The sequence below is a fragment of the Acinetobacter sp. YH12040 genome, assembly GCF_013420005.1.
GTDB classification, from domain to species: Bacteria; Pseudomonadota; Gammaproteobacteria; order Pseudomonadales; family Moraxellaceae; genus Acinetobacter; species Acinetobacter amyesii.
This window is the reverse complement of record NZ_VOZB01000001.1, coordinates 134,988-153,070: the sequence shown is the minus strand read 5'-3', so window position 1 is coordinate 153,070 and position 18,083 is coordinate 134,988. Positions and strand designations below refer to the sequence as shown.

General features: G+C 40.0%; 16 protein-coding genes and 1 pseudogene. 10 read left to right on the top strand and 7 right to left on the bottom strand.

The genetic code is table 11. From position 1 onward, the window contains the following. Positions 1-8 precede the first annotated feature (8 nt). The 3 genes from FTT99_RS00740 (at position 9) to FTT99_RS00730 (ending at position 4,091) form a co-directional block, all read left to right on the top strand. Positions 9-1,244 (top strand): dihydroorotase, encoded by a 1,236-nt coding sequence (locus tag FTT99_RS00740; protein WP_180035299.1) that lies wholly within the window; start codon positions 9-11, stop codon positions 1,242-1,244. A 221-nt stretch (positions 1,245-1,465) separates the two neighbouring features. Continuing rightward, the gene (locus tag FTT99_RS00735; RefSeq protein WP_180130368.1) at positions 1,466-2,941 is read left to right on the top strand and encodes an OmpA family protein; all 1,476 of its coding nucleotides are present in this window, start codon (positions 1,466-1,468) and stop codon (positions 2,939-2,941) included. A gap of 121 nt (positions 2,942-3,062) precedes the next feature. Further along, positions 3,063-4,091 (top strand): DUF1311 domain-containing protein, encoded by a 1,029-nt coding sequence (locus tag FTT99_RS00730; RefSeq protein ID WP_180130370.1) that lies wholly within the window; start codon positions 3,063-3,065, stop codon positions 4,089-4,091. Between the two features lie 49 nt (positions 4,092-4,140). On the opposite strand, the gene FTT99_RS00725 is transcribed toward FTT99_RS00730, so the two are convergent. Both FTT99_RS00725 and FTT99_RS00720 read right to left on the bottom strand, forming a co-directional pair. Beyond that, on the bottom strand, positions 4,141-4,587 hold the full coding sequence (locus FTT99_RS00725) for a universal stress protein (protein WP_078188616.1): 447 nt from the start codon (positions 4,585-4,587) through the stop codon (positions 4,141-4,143). 141 nt (positions 4,588-4,728) lie between these two features. Further along, the gene (locus FTT99_RS00720) at positions 4,729-5,172 is read right to left on the bottom strand and encodes a universal stress protein (RefSeq protein WP_078191806.1); all 444 of its coding nucleotides are present in this window, start codon (positions 5,170-5,172) and stop codon (positions 4,729-4,731) included. 311 nt (positions 5,173-5,483) lie between these two features. Between FTT99_RS00720 and FTT99_RS00715 the strand changes: the two genes are divergently transcribed. The 3 genes from FTT99_RS00715 (at position 5,484) to FTT99_RS00705 (ending at position 7,479) form a co-directional block, all read left to right on the top strand. Then, positions 5,484-6,491 (top strand): alpha/beta hydrolase, encoded by a 1,008-nt coding sequence (locus FTT99_RS00715; protein ID WP_180130372.1) that lies wholly within the window; start codon positions 5,484-5,486, stop codon positions 6,489-6,491. A gap of 81 nt (positions 6,492-6,572) precedes the next feature. Further along, positions 6,573-6,917 (top strand): SMR family transporter, encoded by a 345-nt coding sequence (locus FTT99_RS00710; RefSeq protein ID WP_078188613.1) that lies wholly within the window; start codon positions 6,573-6,575, stop codon positions 6,915-6,917. Position 6,918: 1 nt separating this feature from the next. Continuing rightward, entirely contained in the window at positions 6,919-7,479 is a 561-nt protein-coding gene (locus tag FTT99_RS00705; protein ID WP_180130375.1) for a TetR/AcrR family transcriptional regulator, read from the top strand. A gap of 344 nt (positions 7,480-7,823) precedes the next feature. On the opposite strand, the gene FTT99_RS00700 is transcribed toward FTT99_RS00705, so the two are convergent. The 4 genes from FTT99_RS00700 to FTT99_RS00685 form a co-directional block, all read right to left on the bottom strand. Continuing rightward, on the bottom strand, positions 7,824-8,993 hold the full coding sequence (locus FTT99_RS00700; RefSeq protein ID WP_180130377.1) for a benzoate/H(+) symporter BenE family transporter: 1,170 nt from the start codon (positions 8,991-8,993) through the stop codon (positions 7,824-7,826). Positions 8,994-9,249: 256 nt separating this feature from the next. Continuing rightward, entirely contained in the window at positions 9,250-9,900 is a 651-nt protein-coding gene (gene leuE / locus FTT99_RS00695) for a leucine efflux protein LeuE (RefSeq protein ID WP_180130379.1), read from the bottom strand. A gap of 73 nt (positions 9,901-9,973) precedes the next feature. After that, complete coding sequence (tal, locus tag FTT99_RS00690) at positions 9,974-10,963, bottom strand: transaldolase (protein WP_078191801.1); 990 nt, start codon at positions 10,961-10,963, stop codon at positions 9,974-9,976. 89 nt (positions 10,964-11,052) lie between these two features. Continuing rightward, positions 11,053-11,943 carry a LysR family transcriptional regulator gene (locus FTT99_RS00685; protein ID WP_111884264.1) on the bottom strand — a complete coding sequence of 297 codons (891 nt, stop codon included), beginning with the start codon at positions 11,941-11,943 and terminating at the stop codon, positions 11,053-11,055. Positions 11,944-12,058: 115 nt separating this feature from the next. On the opposite strand from FTT99_RS00685, the gene aceI reads away from it, so the two are divergent. Both aceI and FTT99_RS00670 read left to right on the top strand, forming a co-directional pair. Beyond that, a complete protein-coding gene (aceI, locus tag FTT99_RS00680; RefSeq protein ID WP_168377760.1) occupies positions 12,059-12,484 on the top strand; it encodes a chlorhexidine efflux PACE transporter AceI in 426 nt (141 codons plus the stop codon). Between the two features lie 204 nt (positions 12,485-12,688). Continuing rightward, positions 12,689-13,833, top strand: a pseudogene (locus FTT99_RS00670) (OmpW family protein). 55 nt (positions 13,834-13,888) lie between these two features. Here the strand turns inward: FTT99_RS00670 and FTT99_RS00665 are convergent. Next, positions 13,889-15,409 (bottom strand): acetyl-CoA C-acetyltransferase, encoded by a 1,521-nt coding sequence (locus FTT99_RS00665; RefSeq protein WP_180130384.1) that lies wholly within the window; start codon positions 15,407-15,409, stop codon positions 13,889-13,891. A gap of 241 nt (positions 15,410-15,650) precedes the next feature. Here FTT99_RS00665 and FTT99_RS00660 point away from each other — a divergent pair, with 241 nt between their 5' ends. Together FTT99_RS00660 and FTT99_RS00655 are read left to right on the top strand one after the other, a co-directional pair. Then, the gene (locus FTT99_RS00660) at positions 15,651-17,042 is read left to right on the top strand and encodes a 3-oxoacyl-ACP reductase (RefSeq protein ID WP_180130386.1); all 1,392 of its coding nucleotides are present in this window, start codon (positions 15,651-15,653) and stop codon (positions 17,040-17,042) included. Positions 17,043-17,195: 153 nt separating this feature from the next. Then, a complete protein-coding gene (locus FTT99_RS00655; protein WP_180130388.1) occupies positions 17,196-18,050 on the top strand; it encodes a MaoC/PaaZ C-terminal domain-containing protein in 855 nt (284 codons plus the stop codon). The last annotated feature ends 33 nt before the right edge of the window (positions 18,051-18,083 follow it).

Sequence of the window (18,083 nt, the reverse complement as noted above, 5' to 3'; positions counted from 1 at the left end):
GGATAGTCATGAGTATTGTTAAAGTTGAAAATGTACGTGTCTTAGATCCAATCAATCAAACTGACAGCGTACAGACAGTTTATATTGAAAATGGCCGATTGGTTGCCGAAAGCAATGCCGCTGAAACCATTGATGGTCAAGGCAAATGGCTGATGCCAAGTATGGTTGACCTTTGCGCGCGTTTACGAGAGCCGGGTCAGCAGCAGCACGGCACTTTAAAGTCAGAAGGTAAGGCTGCGCGTGCGAATGGTATTTTGCATGTGTTTACCCCGCCTGACTCTAAACCGATTGTGCAAGACAATGGTGCATTGATTCATGGCCTGGTGGAAAAAGCCATGCTGGACGGCGGTATTTATCTGCAGGTGATTGGCGCGCAAACTCAAGGCTTGTTAGGCAAGCAGCCTGCGAATATGGCGGGTTTGAAAAAAGGTGGCTGTACTGCGGTATCGAATGCTAATGCGCCATTTATGGACGATGATGTGGTGATTCGTACCTTGGAATATGCTGCGGGTCTGAACATGACCGTTGTATTCTATGCCGAAGAACCGCAGATTGCCAAAGATGGCTGTGTGCATGAAGGCTTTGTCGCATCTCGTCAAGGTTTACCGATGATCCCTGCATTAGCGGAAACCGTAGCCATTGCAAAATATTTACTGATGATTGAAGCTACTAAAGTGCGTGCGCACTTTGGTCTGTTGTCATCAGGCGCATCTGTTGAATTGATTAAACATGCCAAAGCAAAAGGCTTACCGGTCACTTGCGATGTAGCCATGCACCAATTGCATTTAACTGATCAGTTGATCGACGGCTTTAATTCACTTGCGCATGTGCGTCCGCCGCTGCGTTCTGAGCAAGATAGAGACTTGCTCCGCCAAGCGGTAAAAGACGGTGTGATTGACGCGATTTGTACGCATCATGAGCCACTGAGCAGCTCTGCGAAAATGGCGCCTTTTGCTGAAACACAGCCCGGTTTTACCGCATTTGATACTTATGTGCCTTTTGGTATTCAACTGATTCAAGAAGGCCTATTAAGCCCACTGGAATGGGTTGAAAAAGTCACACTCGCACCTGCTAAAGTAGCCAATATGCAACAACGTTGGGCAGATGAAGCGGGTTGGGTGCTTGTTGATCCAGAGCTTGAGTGGACCATCAATAAAGACACGATTGTGTCAAATGGTAAGAACACACCATTAATTCAGCACACCGTTAAAGGTAAAGTGCTTCAAGCTTTTTATGCCGTTTAAGCTGAAGCTCAATATGGAAAATGTTGAGTCTTAGCATTTTAATTTGATATCTAAAAGTCAGCTTCGGCTGGCTTTTTTTATGAGGATTGAAATTTATAGATTGAAAATAGAAAAGAAATTAACGCGCTGACAAGTCCGAACAAATTATTACATTTGATCAAAAAATAAGCATATAAACTAAAGTACACATGAAAATAATGACAACCGCATGGAGTACAAATATGAATATAGACTTATTAGCGCTGATTAAGCAGCACGTCTCCTCGATTGTGCTGGACGGTGATACACAACACTTAACTGAAAAAAATTCAGCCATTAGCCAGTTTATTCCATTCCTGTTAAATATTTTTCGATCCAAACCTGAATTTATTGATGCCTTTCAAAAACAGTTAAACCCTCGTATTAGTGATATATTTTCAGCAAATCCCACATTAAAAGATCAATTTTTGCAACATCTCGGTGGCGGTACGGCCACAACGTCAGAAATAGAGCAAACCTTAAACCACTCTATAGCTCCAACTTTAGGGGCACTTGAAAATGAAGCGGGTTCATCTGATCCCGTCGCAATCACGCATTTACTTGATAATCATGCAGATAGCATTTTGGCGGCACTACCACAATGGGCAGTGCCTTTACTCGCAGGTTTAGGGGTAAACACTGCAGCTGGCCGTACGTTACACCAAGCGCCTGTTGTTGAACCAACACCTGTTATCGTTGAAGAAAAACGCTCGAATTGGTTATTGCCAATTATTGCGCTGCTTATATTATTGGGTCTGATCGCATTTTGGTTTAAGTCTTGTACTAATAAAGAAGAACCAACCACCTCTGCAACAACGGTTGCACAGCCTGCTGCATCTCAGCCAGCACATTTGCAATTTAGCACCGGTACAGATGGACAGTTAACCAACTGTCAAATTCAAACTGGTGATTCAAATTATCTTGAAATTTTGCAGCAACAAGTCAAACAGATCTTTAACTTTAATACGGGTTGTGGTGCTTCATCTGATGCCAGTTACCATACTCAATTTATTGATCAAGATACCATTCCAACGGTTCTGCAAAAACTTAAAGGTGTGCCAAATACCACTTTAACCTGGACAGAAAATCAGTTATCGATTTTGTCGCAAAATCCTGCGGATGCTCAAAGCCTTGCCAATCAAATTAAGCCTTTAGCAAAAAATATGACGGTATTGGTTCAAGAAGGTGTGAGTGAACAAACTGCAGTAGATAACAGTATTACTGATGCACAAAAAGCATTAGCGAGTATTAACCCTGAACAAGTTCGTGCTCTAGATGTTGCGACTGCGCTGAACTTACAAATTATTAATTTTGCGACAGGTTCATCTGATATTCCTGACGTGAATAAATCGATTTTGGATCAAGCGGCAGCGTTAATGCAGCGCGCTACAGAAGTACATCTGACTGTACAAGGTCATACCGATGCTGTGGGTAATGCGGAAGCGAATAAAGCTTTATCGCAAGAGCGTGCACAAGCTGTGGTGGATTACTTGGTGTCGAAAGGCGTTGATCCTGCACAGCTTCAAGCGGTGGGTTATGGTCAAGAAAAACCGGTAGCAGAAAACAGCACCAAAGAAGGTCAATTCAAAAACCGTCGTATTGAGTTTGAAGTTTTAAATACCGAGAATGGTAAAGTACGAGATGTCACCAGCGAAGGCGTAACTGAAAAGACCAATTAAAACCGTACTAAATGAGATGATATATAAAAAATCCCTGCACATGCGGGGATTTTTCTCGTCAAAGCTCTGTATTTTTGAGTAAAATACGCCCGAAGAATAAAATCATAATGGTACTTATACAATGAAAAAAATAGTCATCACGAGCCTCATGTTGTCTGCGGCATTGATATCCGGCTGTGATAATTTTAAAAATAAAAAAGATACTGAAGCCAAAACGGAAGCGCCTGCTTTGGAAGATTGGAGTTGTACTGCACAAGCCAATATTGACCAATTGCAAGATCATTTAAAAAAAGAATATCTCAAAGAATTAAACAAAGAAATACGTCAGTCAGATTATGAAGCCGATCAGCAACTCATGGATCTGATTGTAAAAAATCTAAAATTTAACATTCAAAATGTCACGACTTTAACTGAAGACCCTAATAAAGCCAAAACATTGGAATGTAGCAGTCAATTGTTGGTGGTTTTCCCGAAAGGATTACAAAAGCGTGCTGAAAACGCCTATGCTGAACGACCATGTAACGAAGGCTGTGAAGAACGTGGTAATTATACTTTGAATGATTCACTCGAAGATGGTGAGTCAGGCTTAAGCATGGACAATGATCAGCTTAAAGGGAACTTTAGCTATAGCATCACTAAAACGGACAAAGATGGTTTAAGTTTAAGTGTCCCAAGTCAAAATGACGTAATTGATAGCGTTGTAACAGTGACACGTCATGCGGTGCTATATGCGGCATATAGTGCTCAAAATAAGCGAGACGAAGAATCCTATCAGCAAGGGATGGAGAGTCAATCTCAAAAAATGAGCCTTGCACAAAAGGCGATGGATATTCGTAAGAAAGAGCTAGATCAGGATAATGCCAAAGTGGTGGACCGTCTCAATCAGACTTGGGATCGTTTTAGTGATGAACAAAAGGCGCAGTTACAGCAAGATCAAGCAGACTGGTTTGAAAAGCGTGATATCGACTGTAAAGTGCTTGCACAAAAAAGTGTTTATTCATTAAATGAAAGTGAAAAAGAGACTTATCAAAAGCATTCGCAATACTGGGATGATGCGATGAATACGCAAAATCAAGAGTTGCAATATACCAAATGTTTTAATCAGAAAACTACAGAACGAATTGTGTATTTAAATAACGTGTTTAATTGATCTAAAAGAAGAAAAGCCCTCAATTGAGGGCTTTTTTATGAATCTTAGTTTACTGCTTGATGATCAAAACAGGAATTGGGCACTGCGTTAAAATATTTTGTGCTACGCTGCCCAGCATGGCTTTTTTTAAACCTGTGCGTCCATGCGAACCCATGATGATTAAATCCGCAGAGATTTCATCAGCCACTTGTAAAATCCCTTCAGTTGGCGATACACCATGAATCAAACGAGTTTTAACTTCGATACCATCACGTACAAAGGTTTGTTTGATATCTTCTAAACGCAGCTGAGCACTTTTTTCAGCTTGCATAAAATATTCAGTGATTGCAGGTGCAACAGCATAGAAATCGACACCAACGAATGGATCAACAGCAACAACACTGACAATGGTCACTTGTGCATTTTGACTTTTAGCCAAGCTGAGCGCATGTTCAACAGCAGAATATGAAATTGGAGATTCATCCACAGGGACTAAAATTTGTTGATATTGACTCATATCTGCTTCCTTAATATTTTAAATGTTATCAATCTAATCTTGCTCTATTCACGATATTGTATGAATTAGACAAAAGGGTAAGCCTATGGGTGAAGGGTGTGCTGAATAGAAAAAAGCCCACATGATGTGGGCTTAGTCATCTTAAGCTTTTACAACCAACACAGGTAATTCAGTATTACTGAGTACATCTTGTGCGAAGCTGCCGAGTAGCATTTTCTTAAAGCCTTTACGACCATGTGAACCCATCACAATCAAATCGGCTTTGACTTCATTGGCTGCTTCTACCACACCTTCAGCAGAAACTTGGCCTTTAATGATTTTACTTTGTGCTTCTACACCCACTTCAGTTGTAATTTGCACAGCTTCTTTCAAAGCAGATTCAGCATTTGCATAAGCTTGTACGAAATATTCTTTCATGATTGATGAAGAATAATAGAAGTCTGCATCGGTAAATGGGTCTTCAGCAACAAGGCTGATTAAAGTGAGTTGGCTGTTAAACGCCTTGGCAATAATTGCAGCTTTTTTAACTGCAGAAAACGAGATTTCTGAACCATCGACAGGTACTAAAATGTTTTGATATGACATGGAACAATCTCCTGTAATTTTGCTTTTAAACCCTATAGATTATTGATAACACATTGTCGTGCATGGTTCAATTTATTAATCTAAAAAATATTGTAAATTCATAAAATTACATAAATTAATGTCGATAAGTCGTCAAATAAATCTGAGCGGAAAACTCGGACTTTGCTCAAAAAATATTAAAATAAAATCGACCAATTTTCTCGGATTTTGAGCTTAAAAGATCAATTTGAACTTTATGAAAATAAGCCTAAACTATATACAGTTTTAAATCTAAGATTTATAACAAAATTGATGCGATTGGATAGTTTGATATGTCATATAAAGCAGGGTTGGTTGTACTTAGCATGTGTTCAGTATTGCATTTGTCTGGTTGTCAAAACACGCAAAGTAGTACCAAAGTGATTGCAGGTGCTTTTAATTTATCGACACAAGTTCAAAAGACCTTCATCAACCTACATGCTCCTGACAATGTTATTGTGCAGTCAAATATTCAATATCTACAAAATCCAAATTTAAACTTGGATATCTATCAACCTGAAACTAGTATGGCGATTGCACCAAGACCAACGATTGTTTGGATCCACGGGGGCGGTTGGGTCTCAGGTTCAAAAGAGCATGCAGGTGGATATTTTAAACGGCTCGCAGCCCAAGGCTATAACGTGGTTTCTGTTCAATATCAGTTTGCACCTGAAGCCATTTATCCTGCACAGCTCAACCAAATAGATGCAGCACTGACGTTTTTGAATCTACATGCGGCACAATATGGCATTGATTCGCAAAATATGTATTTGGCAGGGGATTCTGCAGGTGCAAATATGGCCAGTCATTATGCAACTTTGGTTACAAATCCAGATTTTGCGCAAGCGTCAAAGATTCAACCTGTATTAAAGCCTTCACAGCTTAAAGGGCTGATTTTACATTGTGGTATTTATGATTTAAACAGCTTTGTAAATACTGCACCCGACGAGATTGGACTGATCGAGTGGGGCGTCTATAACTTGGTTCAGGCGTATACCGGAGACAAAAAAGATGATGCCGAGTTTTTAACGCGTATTTCAACGGCCTCAAATATTAATGCAAATTATCCGCCAGTATTTATCAGCGGTGGCAATAAAGATTTTTTAACCAAAACGCAATCTGAGCCTTTTGTAGAAAAATTGAAGGCAAATAATGTACCTGTGACGGCGGTATTTTATCCAGATTCGAAAGAATATTTGGTACATGAATATCAATTTATGATGAGTAAAAAGGCCAGCCAGCAGACCTTTGATCGCACTTTAGAATTTTTGCAACAACACGTACAGTCCGTTAAAAATTAAAAATAGGCTTAAAATGCTTGCAGAATAATCTCTAACTTAATAACATACCTACCAGTTGGTATGTTTATTTTGGAATGATTAATGAATTCGGTCACTTTAGCTTATGGCTTACTATCATTGGCGATTATCTCAGAAGTAATTGGTTCGACATTTTTGGTGAAGTCAGAAGGCTTTACCAAACTTGCGCCTTCATTGGCTGTCGCAGTTTTATTCTGTTTGGCATTTTATTTATTGTCTCAGGTGATTAAAGTCATACCACTTGGTATTGCTTATGCCATTTGGGCAGGCGTTGGTATTGTTTTAACTGCACTAATTGGCTACTTTATCTTTCGTCAAAGTTTAGACCTCCCAGCCATGTTAGGGATAGGCCTGATTGTTTCAGGTGTGGTCGTGATCAACCTGTTTTCAACTTCAGCTGGACACTAGTATGGATAATCCGCATCAGCGTAAGAAAGAGCCTCAACTGATACGCCAGAGTATTTTGCAGCATGCAATCCTTCTTGCTGCTGATAAAGGTGTTAATGGGGTGTCGATTCAAGCCGTTGCGGATTTAGTTGGGGTTACAAAAGGTGGTGTATTTCATCATTTTTCAAATAAGCAAAAGCTCTTAGAGTCCATGATTGTGATGCTTTTGGCTCAATTAGACAAGGTCGTTGACCGTTTAGTTGAAGAAGACCCTGAGCCGTACGGTCGCTTTACCCGAGCCTATATTGAAATTACTTTAGAAAAACAAATCATGGGTTTGCAACAGTCTTGGTCCGCGATTTCGATGACCATGCTGACCGATAAAACATTTAATGAATATTGGATCGACTGGATGAACTCACGTCTAGAGCGTCATCATCAGACCGATTCGGATATAGAACTGAAAATTGTTCGTTATGCAGCCGATGGTATTTGGCTCACCGCTTTTACAGAAGTGGAAGATGAGAGCGAAACCCAATTATTAAAACAAGAACTGATCGCCCGAACGTATCGAGCGAAATAGATTAAATAACTGATTTTACATACGTAAAAGTAATTACGCATTTTTAAAATGATTTTTAAGTCTATTCGACAGAGTCTTACATCTAGGGATTGAATAAAGGGATTAGCCTTCGGCTGGAGGTAGTCTTGAAATGTTGTTTCTCATTCGGCAAAATGAGAAGCGTGCTACGTAAGGAAACCATCTTGCGGAGCATTGCTCCTCACCGCAAAACTTGTTCACTAGTGTCTAATTATTCAAAGTACCGCAAAAACATTTTTGATTAGAAATAGTCCTATATCAAACACTTGCGTATGACCTTACCGCGTATCATTCTTTTATTTGAAGCAAATTATTTTACTGAGGGCTTAATTTCTTTTATATTTGAAAATAGCATGCACGACTAAACCAAAGACCAACCCCCAAAACGCGGAACCAATACCAAAAAATTGTACGCCCGATGCACTAAACAAGAAGGTGAGTAGAGCGGCGTCACGTTCACTCGCTTCTTGGAAAGCAATGACGATGTTGTGTCCAATGGTGCCTAGTAGGGCAATGCCTGCTAAAGCGGTAATAAACACCAATGGGAAAGCGGTTAAGAAACTCACCAAAGTGGCTGCAAACAGGCCCATCAAAATATAAAAGACGCCACAGGTCATACCTGCGATATAGCGCTTTTTCTCATCGGGGTGGGCTTGGTCATCTAGACTGATTGCCGCACTAATCGCAGCAATATTGACACTAAAACATCCAAATGGCGCGAGTAGTGTTTGGGCTGTCCCAGTCCAACCGATCAGTTGATTAACGTGGGGTTGATAACCATAACTTTTAATCATGGCTAAACCTGGTAAGTACTGAGAGGCCATATTGATTACAAAGAGTGGTAGCGCCAAACCCAGTATTGCTGAGATCGAAAATTCAGGTGTGACCCAAACCGGCTGTGCGAGTTCTAAATTAAGCGCCGGTAATTGAAAGCCAAGTAACAATGGACAAAGCATAATGCCAATGATCACCGTAATGACAATGCTATAACGTGGTAACAGTCGTTTACTGATGACATAAGCCGCGAGTAAACCCAGAACGAATGCCCATTCATTTTGTAAACTGACAAATAGCTCAATACCAAATTTAAGGAGTACACCCGCCAACATTGCACTAGTTAGACTTTGCGGGATATAGCGTAGTATTTTTTCAAAAATGCCTAAAAATCCAAGTATTGCTGTCAATAAGCCACAGACCAAGAAAGCACCTAGGGCGGCATTTATGCTGTAACCATTTGCAGTCGCTAAAATCAGTGCTAGTCCTGCAGTGGACCATGAAGTCGCAACGGGATATTTAAATTTCCAAGACAGAATCAGCCCGCTTAAGCCGATACCCAAACCTAGAGCCCAAAACCAAGAAGTTATTTCTGCAGTGTTGGCACCGAGCATTTGTGCAGATTGGATCACCAAAACAGCCGAGACACTGATCCCGACTAAGAACGTAATAAAACCTGCAAAAGCAGCTGGAATGGAGAAGTCTTGTAGTAGTTTTTGCATAATGATCGAGCTATGACTATTGTTGGCGCAGATTTAAGATGACATTTTTCAGGATGATACGCTCAAGTCCTGTACAGTAAAAGTGCTCATCGAGATATTATGGAAATACTTTATTTATACACAAATGACACTTTAACAAACGGCACTTTAATAGTACGAACCGACAACCTAGATTGTGGATGTTTCATCCATTCAAAATTTAAAAGCATTGTAAATTTTTATAATTTAAAAAATTGAACTATGTCTCACATGTCATTTACAACGTAGATGTCGCAAGTTTTAGACCAAATCCACAAAATAGAAGACCAACCGCTGCCACGCAGCATGCCGTAAATTTATAGCGATGGCTAAAATAGGTAGCCAGTTTTGCACCCGAAAAGATCAAAATCGTTAAATAGCTCATACTGATAATTTGCAATACGATCGCGAGTACGGTGAATGTAATCGCAGGATATGGATATGCAGGATCGACGAATTGTACAAAGAACGATAAGTAAAAAAGAATGGCTTTAGGGTTTAAAATACTGATGGTTAATGCAGTCTTAAACGGTTTCAGTTCGCTCAAACTCAGTTGTTTGGTGTCGAGTTGTTCTGGCGTTTGAACGGCATTCCAAGTTTGGTAGGCAGCCTTGAAAAGTTTGATACCTAAATAACTTAAATACAGCGCACCCACAATTTTTAATAATAAGAATAACCAAGGGAAGGCATGAAGTAAGGATGCAGCACCGAGAGCAGTGAGTAAGATTAAGATCAAATCGCCAGTATAGACACCAAAAGCGCCTAAATAGCCGACCTTAATGCCATAGCGAGAAGCAACAGACATGACATAAAGTGAATTTGGCCCGGGTAAAATCACAATTAATATCGTACCAATAATAAAGGTCGTTAAGTCTGTGATTCCAAACACTGAAGACACTCAAATAAAAAACCGAAGCTGTAGTATACAACTTCGGTTCTAGATGAAACTGAAAATTTCTAATTTATGCTTTTATTTCAGCATCTAAGCCAAAAGTTTGACGCAGTAAGCTACTCAGCTGCTCACGGGCTTTAATAAAACCATCAATACCGCCTTGTAATAGTTGGAAAGACATTAAGTCTTTTTCAACTTCAGCTTTGAAAGTTTGCTTGTCGAGCACTTGTACATCGTGTTGACAGTGTGCATGCGCATGATGATTAGACAATTGCACTTCCACGGTACGCTGATCTTTTTCCAGTTCTGCCAATAAATTCGGTGAAACCGTCAATAAATCACAACCTGCTAAACCAAGCACTTGATCAATACTACGGAAGCTAGCACCCATAATTTCAGTTTTGATGTCATGTTGTTTGTAGTAGTGGTAAATCTGCTTCACTGATAACACGCCCGGATCTTTCTCAATCGGGTAGCTATCCACATTTTCAGCTTTTTTGTACCAATCTAAAATACGACCAACAAATGGCGAAATCAGCGTGACTTGAGCATCTGCACAGGCTTGAGCTTGATGCAAACCAAACAACAGAGTCAGATTACAGTGAATGCCTTCAGCTTCAAGGGCTTTAGCGGCTTGAATACCTTCCCACGTTGAGGCAATTTTAATTAAGATACGGTTTTGATCGATACCATACTGTGCATATAAAGCCAATAACTCTTTAGCTTTTGCAATGGTGGCATCAGTATCATAGGACAAGGCTGCATCGACTTCTGTAGAGACACGTCCTTCGATCAATTTTAAAATTTCTACACCAAATTTGACCGTAAGAATATCGATGGTGCGCTCAACCAGCTCATCATTTTGATAACCTTCTTTACGCGCTTGTTCAAAAGCACTTTCAATCAGTTCTTTATTTTCAGGTTGATTTGCCGCTGCTGTAATTAAAGATGGATTTGTGGTCGCATCCAATGGACGGAATGTATTAATCGCAGCTAAATCACTGCTGTCAGCAACAATCGTTGTTAGGCTTTTTAATTGGTTTAACGCATTTTGAGTCATTTGAAATCTAGTTCTTAATGTTCTTGGTGTACATACTTTTATAACACAATCTGTTTAGAACCCAACCAAAAAACGCCTAATTAGGCAGTCTAAATCGTAGTTTTTCGTGAATTTCGGATGTGATTAATCAAAAAATGAGCAGCCGAGCCGAGAGGTTTTTCACGGTTCCAGACCAAGTCGACGAAATATTCAAATTTGGGTGTGAAATCTTGAAAGCTTAAAATTTTGAGTTGATCTTTGAGCGTCGGATTTTCATTAAACATCTCGAGGGGAAGCACACCCCAACCCAGACCTTGAATAATCATAGAACAGGCAGAGTGGTGATTATCTGTACGCCAACTGTGTTTGGAAAATAACAACTCTGGTTTGATGCTTTTATCACGACTCGCGACCACGATTTGTCGACTTTGCAAAATTTGCTCAAAACTGACTTGCTTAAATTTCGACAGGGCATGTTTTGTCGCAGCAACAGGAACCAATGCTTCACGCTTCAATTCGACAAATTGTTCATAGCTCTCAAGCTGTTCACGTTCAAACATTAGAGCAAGCTGCGCTTGACCTTGTAATAGCATCTTTTGGGCATCTTCTTGAGGCGCAGAAAAAATATTGATTTGCAAAGATGGAAAATGAGTTTCTAGCAAAGAGATATAGTCGGTCCACTGCGTATGAAGCAGTTCTGATACCACCACGATATTCAGTGAAGACTCTAAACCATGACTCAGCGCAATCGCATGCTGTTTCCACTGATTGATTTCTATCAATAATTGTTCAGTTTTTTCGTATAGGTTAAGCGCTTGAGCGGTGGGCACAGGTTCACGACCAACGCGCTCAAACAGTTTAAGGTTGAGATCAATTTCGAAATTCGCAATGGACATGCTGACTGCCGATGGCACTTTGCCGAGTTGTCTGGCGGCTGCGGAAAATGATCCTGTTTCCATGACTGTTTTAAAAATCATCAGTTGTTCTTGATTAATATTCATGTGCATATAAAAAATAAAGGAATACAACCTTTCAATAATATTGAAAGAACCTAACTCGATTAATCAATAATATAAAAATAAAATGTGATTTTTACAAATGATAGAGTGTTTCAAAATGACGATTTCCAAGAGAAGGATTATCCATGCGCTAAGCTATGAGATCATCCTATTGGTGATCATTGCTATTGCGTTAAGTTTTATTTTTAAAGTTCCGATGGAGGTGACAGGTACGCTCGGTATTGCAATGGCGGTCACTTCTGTGATTTGGAACATGATTTTTAATCATTATTTTGAAAAATTTGAAGCAAAAAGAAAGTTAAAAAGAACCTTTGGTGTACGTGTTTTACATGCAATTGGATTTGAGGGCGGTTTAATGCTTGCAACCATCCCAATGGTGGCTTATGCCATGCATATGACCTTATGGCAGGCGATTTTGCTCGATTTTAGTATGACCATGTGTATTTTAGTCTATACATTTATTTTCCAATGGTGCTATGACCAGATTGAGGCGCACTTGGGTTACCAACCACAATATCGTTAAATTTCAATAAGAAAATTACATTGGCCTGTATTGATAAGTACAGGCCTTTTTTGCTTTAAAATAGGGCAGAAGTTAACAAATAACAATATATAAAAACATAATATAACTATAAAAAATTATACTAATTACATAACTTTTAAATATAAAAACAAAGAATGTTTTTATAAGTTGATTAAAAAAATATGCAAGACAAGGAGTTAGCATATGAAATTGATAAAAATTGTCACACCTGTTGTTTTGCTTGGGCTTACACAATTTACATTTGCAGATGGTAACTTTAAACGTTTTTCTGTATCTGCGGGTTGGATGCATGTGATGCCGCAAGGGAAAGCAAATCCATTTAATATTCGTACTGCTGTATCTCCAGTGACTATAATTCCTGTTGGTACTATTCTCTAGGTTCATTACTCGGATCAATAGATGGGGATGCACAAGTTCCAGGTTTACCAGAGGGTATGACAGGCAAAGACATATTATTTCCAGTATTTGAGGAAATGCTAGACCAGCCTGATGATTGGTATGCACTGGGTTTTTTGGATGAGGATGGTAATCTAGTTGCTACAGAATCAGGAGATGCTGAAATTAGAGGGCTTGATCAATGGACTAATCAGGGTACAGGCTTAGAAGCAGATGATGTAGATACTTTAGGTTTAACATTTAATTATTATATTAATGATAATGTTTCATTACAAATGATTGGCGGGATTCCACCTAAAGTCGATATTAAAGGTGTGGGTATTATTAATGCACCATTATCTGGAATTGCAATATTGCCACCAACTTCTATATTACAGATAGCGGGTATATCTGAGTTTGAATTAGCACAAGCTATTGAAATTACCAATCTTGGGGCACGTAAAAAAGCTTCTACAGCGCGTGCTTGGACACCGGCGCTTGAAGTTCAGTATCAATTCGGAAAATCAGGTGTGAATAAGTTCCGTCCATATGTAGGGGCGGGCATTATGTATGCTTACTTTAACGAAATTAAATTAGATAAAGGCATTGAGGCAGATCTACAAGTGGCGGGTCATATGATCCAAAATATGTTAGATGGAAAAGGTGGCGCAGCTCTAGATCGTAAAGTGAGTACTGATGCGAATGGTGATGCCTATCGCATGAAAGTTGATGTAGATACCGATACGGCTATCGCACCAATTGTAACCGCTGGTTTTACCTATGACATTACGCCTAGCTGGTATGGTGTTGCATCAGTGTCATATGCAAAACTTAATAATCAGGCAACGATTAAAGTTTTGAATGAAACGACTGGGCAACAGATGATTCATTCATCTACAAAAGTGGATATTGATCCATTAATTACTTATTTGGGTGTGGGTTACCGCTTCTAATGTATAGGTATAAAAAAACCGCTCATATGAGCGGTTTTTTTATAGTGCAGATTAATTATTTTTCAATAATTGCGGTTACACCTTGACCGCCAGCAGCACAAATCGATACAAGTACACGGCCTGAACCTTTTTGGTTCAGCAATTTTGCAGCAGTTGCGATAATACGACCGCCAGTTGCAGCAAATGGGTGACCTGCAGCAAGTGACGAGCCTTTCACGTTCAATTTAGAACGATCAATTGAACCCAATGGTGCATCTAAACCTAAACGTTCTTTACAGAATTTAGGATCTTCCCATGCTTTTAGTGTAGATAATACTTGAGAAGCAAATGCTTCATGAATTTCATAGTAATCGAAATCTTGTAGCGTAATACCTGCACGTTCAAGCATACGAGGCACTGCATACGCAGGCGCCATCAATAAGCCTTCTTTTTTCTCTACAAAGTCAACCGCCGCTGTTTCTTGGAAGGTTAAATAAGCAAGCACTTCGTGACCGTTTGCTTTTGCCCATTCTTCAGAGGCAAGAAGGACACATGACGCACCATCAGTTAGTGGAGTCGAGTTACCCGCAGTCATCGTACGCGCATCGCCTTTACCAAACGCTGGTTTTAACTTCGCAAGTTTTTCTACTGATGAGTCTGCACGTAAGTTGTTGTCACGCTCTAAACCAAGGAATGGCGTAATCAGGTCATCGAAGAAACCTTCTTCGTAAGCAGCTGCCATTTTTTGATGTGAAGATGCAGCAAGTTCATCTTGCGCTTCACGTGAAATACCCCATTCAAGTGTCGTAATGGCTTGATGATCACCCATAGAAAGACCTGTACGTGGCTCACCGTTTTTCGGTGCATCCATCAAATCTTTAACATTAATTTTAGTTAATGCTTTTAGGCGGTCTTTACCCGTTTTAGCAATGTTCAATTCAAGTAAAGCTTTACGTAAACCATCACCAAAAGCGATCGGTGCATCAGAGGTTGTGTCTACACCGCCAGCAACACCCACTTCGATTTGACCCAAAGCAATTTTATTAGCAACCAAGAAAGCAGCTTGTAAACCTGTACCACATGCTTGTTGAATATCGTAAGCAGGTGTTTCAGGAGCAAGTTCGGTATTGAGTACACACTCACGGGTCATGTTAAAGTCACGACTGTGTTTTAACACGGCGCCAGCAACAACTTCACCAAGGCGTTGACCTTGAAGGTTGAAACGTTCAACAAGACCATTTAATGCAGCGGTGAACATATCGCTGTTTGATGCAGTGAAGTAAGCGCCGTTAGAACGAGCGAAAGGAATACGATTACCACCGATAATAGCAACGCGGCGAACTGTGTTTTGACTCATGGTATTATCCTGTTGAACAGACGTTTGAGTTGTTGATTTTGAAGCTGTTTTAGGGTTTGAAGCGGGTGTCTTAGTACGTGTAGATGCACGACGAGGACGGCTCGTTTTAGCGGCATCACTTGTAGACTTGGTTGCTGTGCCCGTACTTTTAGCGGTACGTGGTGTACTCTTTGATGTATTTGACACAGTTTCCGTGGTCGGAGTTTCGACTGCTGGATTTTCTTGAGTTGTTTTGCTCATAAGGCTTTTCCAAGCATGTGGATGATCTTCTTGTTGGGTACATTAGCATATTCACCAAATGGGTAAATTGACTAAAATGACATTCGCTAAAGCATTCAGGTCAAGCCATCTGCGGTTTAACTCAAGTATGATTCCATGGAAACTGATGGAACTATTGAAATATAAGTATCTGACATCATCTTGAAGTTAAAGGGATATCTTCAGATCCATCAAAAATTAATCTGTATGAGAGATAATAAACATGACTGATCAATACCAAACATTTGCAAAATCTCCTATTGGTAAATTTGTCATCAAAAATTTAGGTTTACCATCACCGACTTTTTTAGAGCGTTTTGAGTCTGCAACACCTGTAGTTAAAGGTGCGGTTTTATTCGGTGCAGCGCCTGCTTCAACATTATCTGGTGCTATTGCACAAGTCTTGGCAAATATTCATGCCAATAGCTATGCAGGCAATAATGCTGAATTACAACAAGCTGCGGCAAAATCAGGTCTAAACTTAAGCGCATTCAACGAAGGCGATAAAGAGTCTAAGTTTAAAGTTGTGGTGTTTGATGCTTCAGGTATTCAAAACTCAGAACAATTGCATGCCTTATATGCCTTTTTTAACCCAATCGCACGTCAAATTCAGGCGTCTGGTCGCGTTGTCGTTGTTGGTACAACACCAGAGACTGCGAAAACTGTGAAACAAGCCATTGCACAACGTGCATTAGAAGGTTTTGTAAAATCAGTGGGTAAAGAGTTTAAGAAAGGGATTGCAGCACAATTAGTTTATGTGGACGAAGGTGCTGAAGCAAACTTAGAATCTGCATTACGTTTTGTGATTTCACCACGTTCAGCTTATGTATCGGGTCAGGTGATTCGTGTATCTAAAGCAGATGTTGTGGATGTTGACTGGAATAAACCGCTTGCAGGCAAAACAGCTGTAGTAACAGGTGCAAGCCGTGGTATTGGTGAAGCAATTGCACATGTATTGTCACGTGATGGCGCGCATGTGATTTGTTTAGACGTTCCACAGCAGCAAGCAGACCTTGACCGTGTTGCAGGTGAAATTGGCGGTTCTACGCTAGCGATTGATATTACTGCAAGCGATGCCGGTGAAAAAATTAAAGCGGCTGCAGCTGCTCAAGGTGGTTTGGATATCATCGTGCACAACGCAGGGATTACCCGTGACAAAACTTTGGCCAATATGAAGCCTGAGCTTTGGGATTTGGTGATTAACATTAACTTGTCTGCGATTGAGCGTGTAAATGATTACCTTCTTGAAAATGATGGCTTCAATGCAAATGGTCGTATTGTTTGCGTATCTTCTATTTCAGGTATTGCAGGTAACTTAGGTCAAACCAACTATGCGGCATCGAAAGCAGGTGTGATTGGTGTAGTGAAATTCACAGCACCATTACTTAAAAATGGTGTAACCATTAATGCTGTTGCTCCAGGCTTTATTGAAACGCAAATGACTGCTGTGATTCCATTTGCAATCCGTGAAGCAGGTCGTCGTATGAACTCGATGAGTCAAGGTGGTTTACCTGTAGACGTTGCAGAAACGATTGCGATGTTTGCTTCAACTGCGTCGACTGGCTTGAACGGTAACGTGGTACGTGTGTGTGGTCAAAGCTTGTTAGGGGCTTAATGTAATCCCTCCTTTTGTAAAAGGGAGGAGAAGAGTCCCCATTTACCAAAGGGGGATTAAAATTCATTGGGAAAGTTAACCTCTCCCTAACCCTCTCCTTTAAGGAGAGGGAATTGCTTTTAAATAGATATATTTATAATTAAAAGGTTCAGTATGAATACTCGCCATTTTAGTCAACTTCCAAAGCCTTATTTAGCCTATCCAAAAGTGATTCAAGGCTTGATTTTTAAAAAGCCAAAAGGTGAAAAAGTTCTGCCGCAAGTTGAATATGTGGTGGATTCATTTAAGGTCGATCAAAAACATTTAAAAGCCTATAACGAAGTGTGTGGCTTTAAAAACAATGGTTATATCCCAGCGATTTATTTGGCTGTGCTTTCTCAAAGTTTGCAAATGCATATGATGACTACGGAAGCTTTTCCATTTGCGATCTTAGGTTTGGTACATATTCGTAACCAAGTGAAGCAATATCGCAAAGTTGGTGTGAATGAAACACTGTCATTGTCATGCAAATTTGGTGAATTACAGCCACATGATAAAGGCGTGCAATTTGACTTTATTACCACTGCAAAAGTGGGTGATGAAGTGGTTGTAGAATCATTAACCACGTATTTAGCACGTCAAAAAACAGAGAACAAAGCTGCGGCAAAATCTACCGAAACAAAGTCAGCTGAGTTGCAAGTTCAAGCTGAATGGAATGTTTCTGAAAATACCGGTCGCCGTTATGCGTTGACTTCTGGTGACTTTAACTTGATTCATATTCATGCTGTAACCGCTAAAGCGTTTGGTTTTAAACAAGCCATTGCACATGGTATGTGGAGTAAAGCCAAAGCTTTGTCGAGCTTAACTTTGCCAGATGCCTATGAAGCAGATGTATGGTTTAAATTACCAATGTACTTACCTTCGCAAGTCGAGTTCCTTACTGCACAAACGGGTAAAGATACAGAGTTTGCTATTCGAAATAGTAAGAACAAAAAGCCGCATGTCGCGGGAAGTGTAAAGGCACTTTAAGACTTAAGCCTAAATCGATATCGGTTTAGGCTT

What these genes read in the sequence shown, in the direction of transcription:
- FTT99_RS00665 (WP_180130384.1), bottom strand. Translation starts at nt 15,409, where the DNA reads ATGAGCAAAACAACTCAAGAAAATCCAGCAGTCGAAACTCCGACCACG.
- FTT99_RS00740 (WP_180035299.1), top strand. Translation starts at nt 9, where the DNA reads ATGAGTATTGTTAAAGTTGAAAATGTACGTGTCTTAGATCCAATCAAT.
- FTT99_RS00710 (WP_078188613.1), top strand. Translation starts at nt 6,573, where the DNA reads ATGAATTCGGTCACTTTAGCTTATGGCTTACTATCATTGGCGATTATC.
- FTT99_RS00705 (WP_180130375.1), top strand. Translation starts at nt 6,919, where the DNA reads ATGGATAATCCGCATCAGCGTAAGAAAGAGCCTCAACTGATACGCCAG.
- FTT99_RS00720 (WP_078191806.1), bottom strand. Translation starts at nt 5,172, where the DNA reads ATGTCATATCAAAACATTTTAGTACCTGTCGATGGTTCAGAAATCTCG.
- FTT99_RS00715 (WP_180130372.1), top strand. Translation starts at nt 5,484, where the DNA reads ATGTCATATAAAGCAGGGTTGGTTGTACTTAGCATGTGTTCAGTATTG.
- FTT99_RS00685 (WP_111884264.1), bottom strand. Translation starts at nt 11,943, where the DNA reads ATGAATATTAATCAAGAACAACTGATGATTTTTAAAACAGTCATGGAA.
- FTT99_RS00700 (WP_180130377.1), bottom strand. Translation starts at nt 8,993, where the DNA reads ATGCAAAAACTACTACAAGACTTCTCCATTCCAGCTGCTTTTGCAGGT.
- tal (WP_078191801.1), bottom strand. Translation starts at nt 10,963, where the DNA reads ATGACTCAAAATGCGTTAAACCAATTAAAAAGCCTAACAACGATTGTT.
- FTT99_RS00660 (WP_180130386.1), top strand. Translation starts at nt 15,651, where the DNA reads ATGACTGATCAATACCAAACATTTGCAAAATCTCCTATTGGTAAATTT.
- FTT99_RS00730 (WP_180130370.1), top strand. Translation starts at nt 3,063, where the DNA reads ATGAAAAAAATAGTCATCACGAGCCTCATGTTGTCTGCGGCATTGATA.
- FTT99_RS00725 (WP_078188616.1), bottom strand. Translation starts at nt 4,587, where the DNA reads ATGAGTCAATATCAACAAATTTTAGTCCCTGTGGATGAATCTCCAATT.
- FTT99_RS00655 (WP_180130388.1), top strand. Translation starts at nt 17,196, where the DNA reads ATGAATACTCGCCATTTTAGTCAACTTCCAAAGCCTTATTTAGCCTAT.
- aceI (WP_168377760.1), top strand. Translation starts at nt 12,059, where the DNA reads ATGACGATTTCCAAGAGAAGGATTATCCATGCGCTAAGCTATGAGATC.
- FTT99_RS00735 (WP_180130368.1), top strand. Translation starts at nt 1,466, where the DNA reads ATGAATATAGACTTATTAGCGCTGATTAAGCAGCACGTCTCCTCGATT.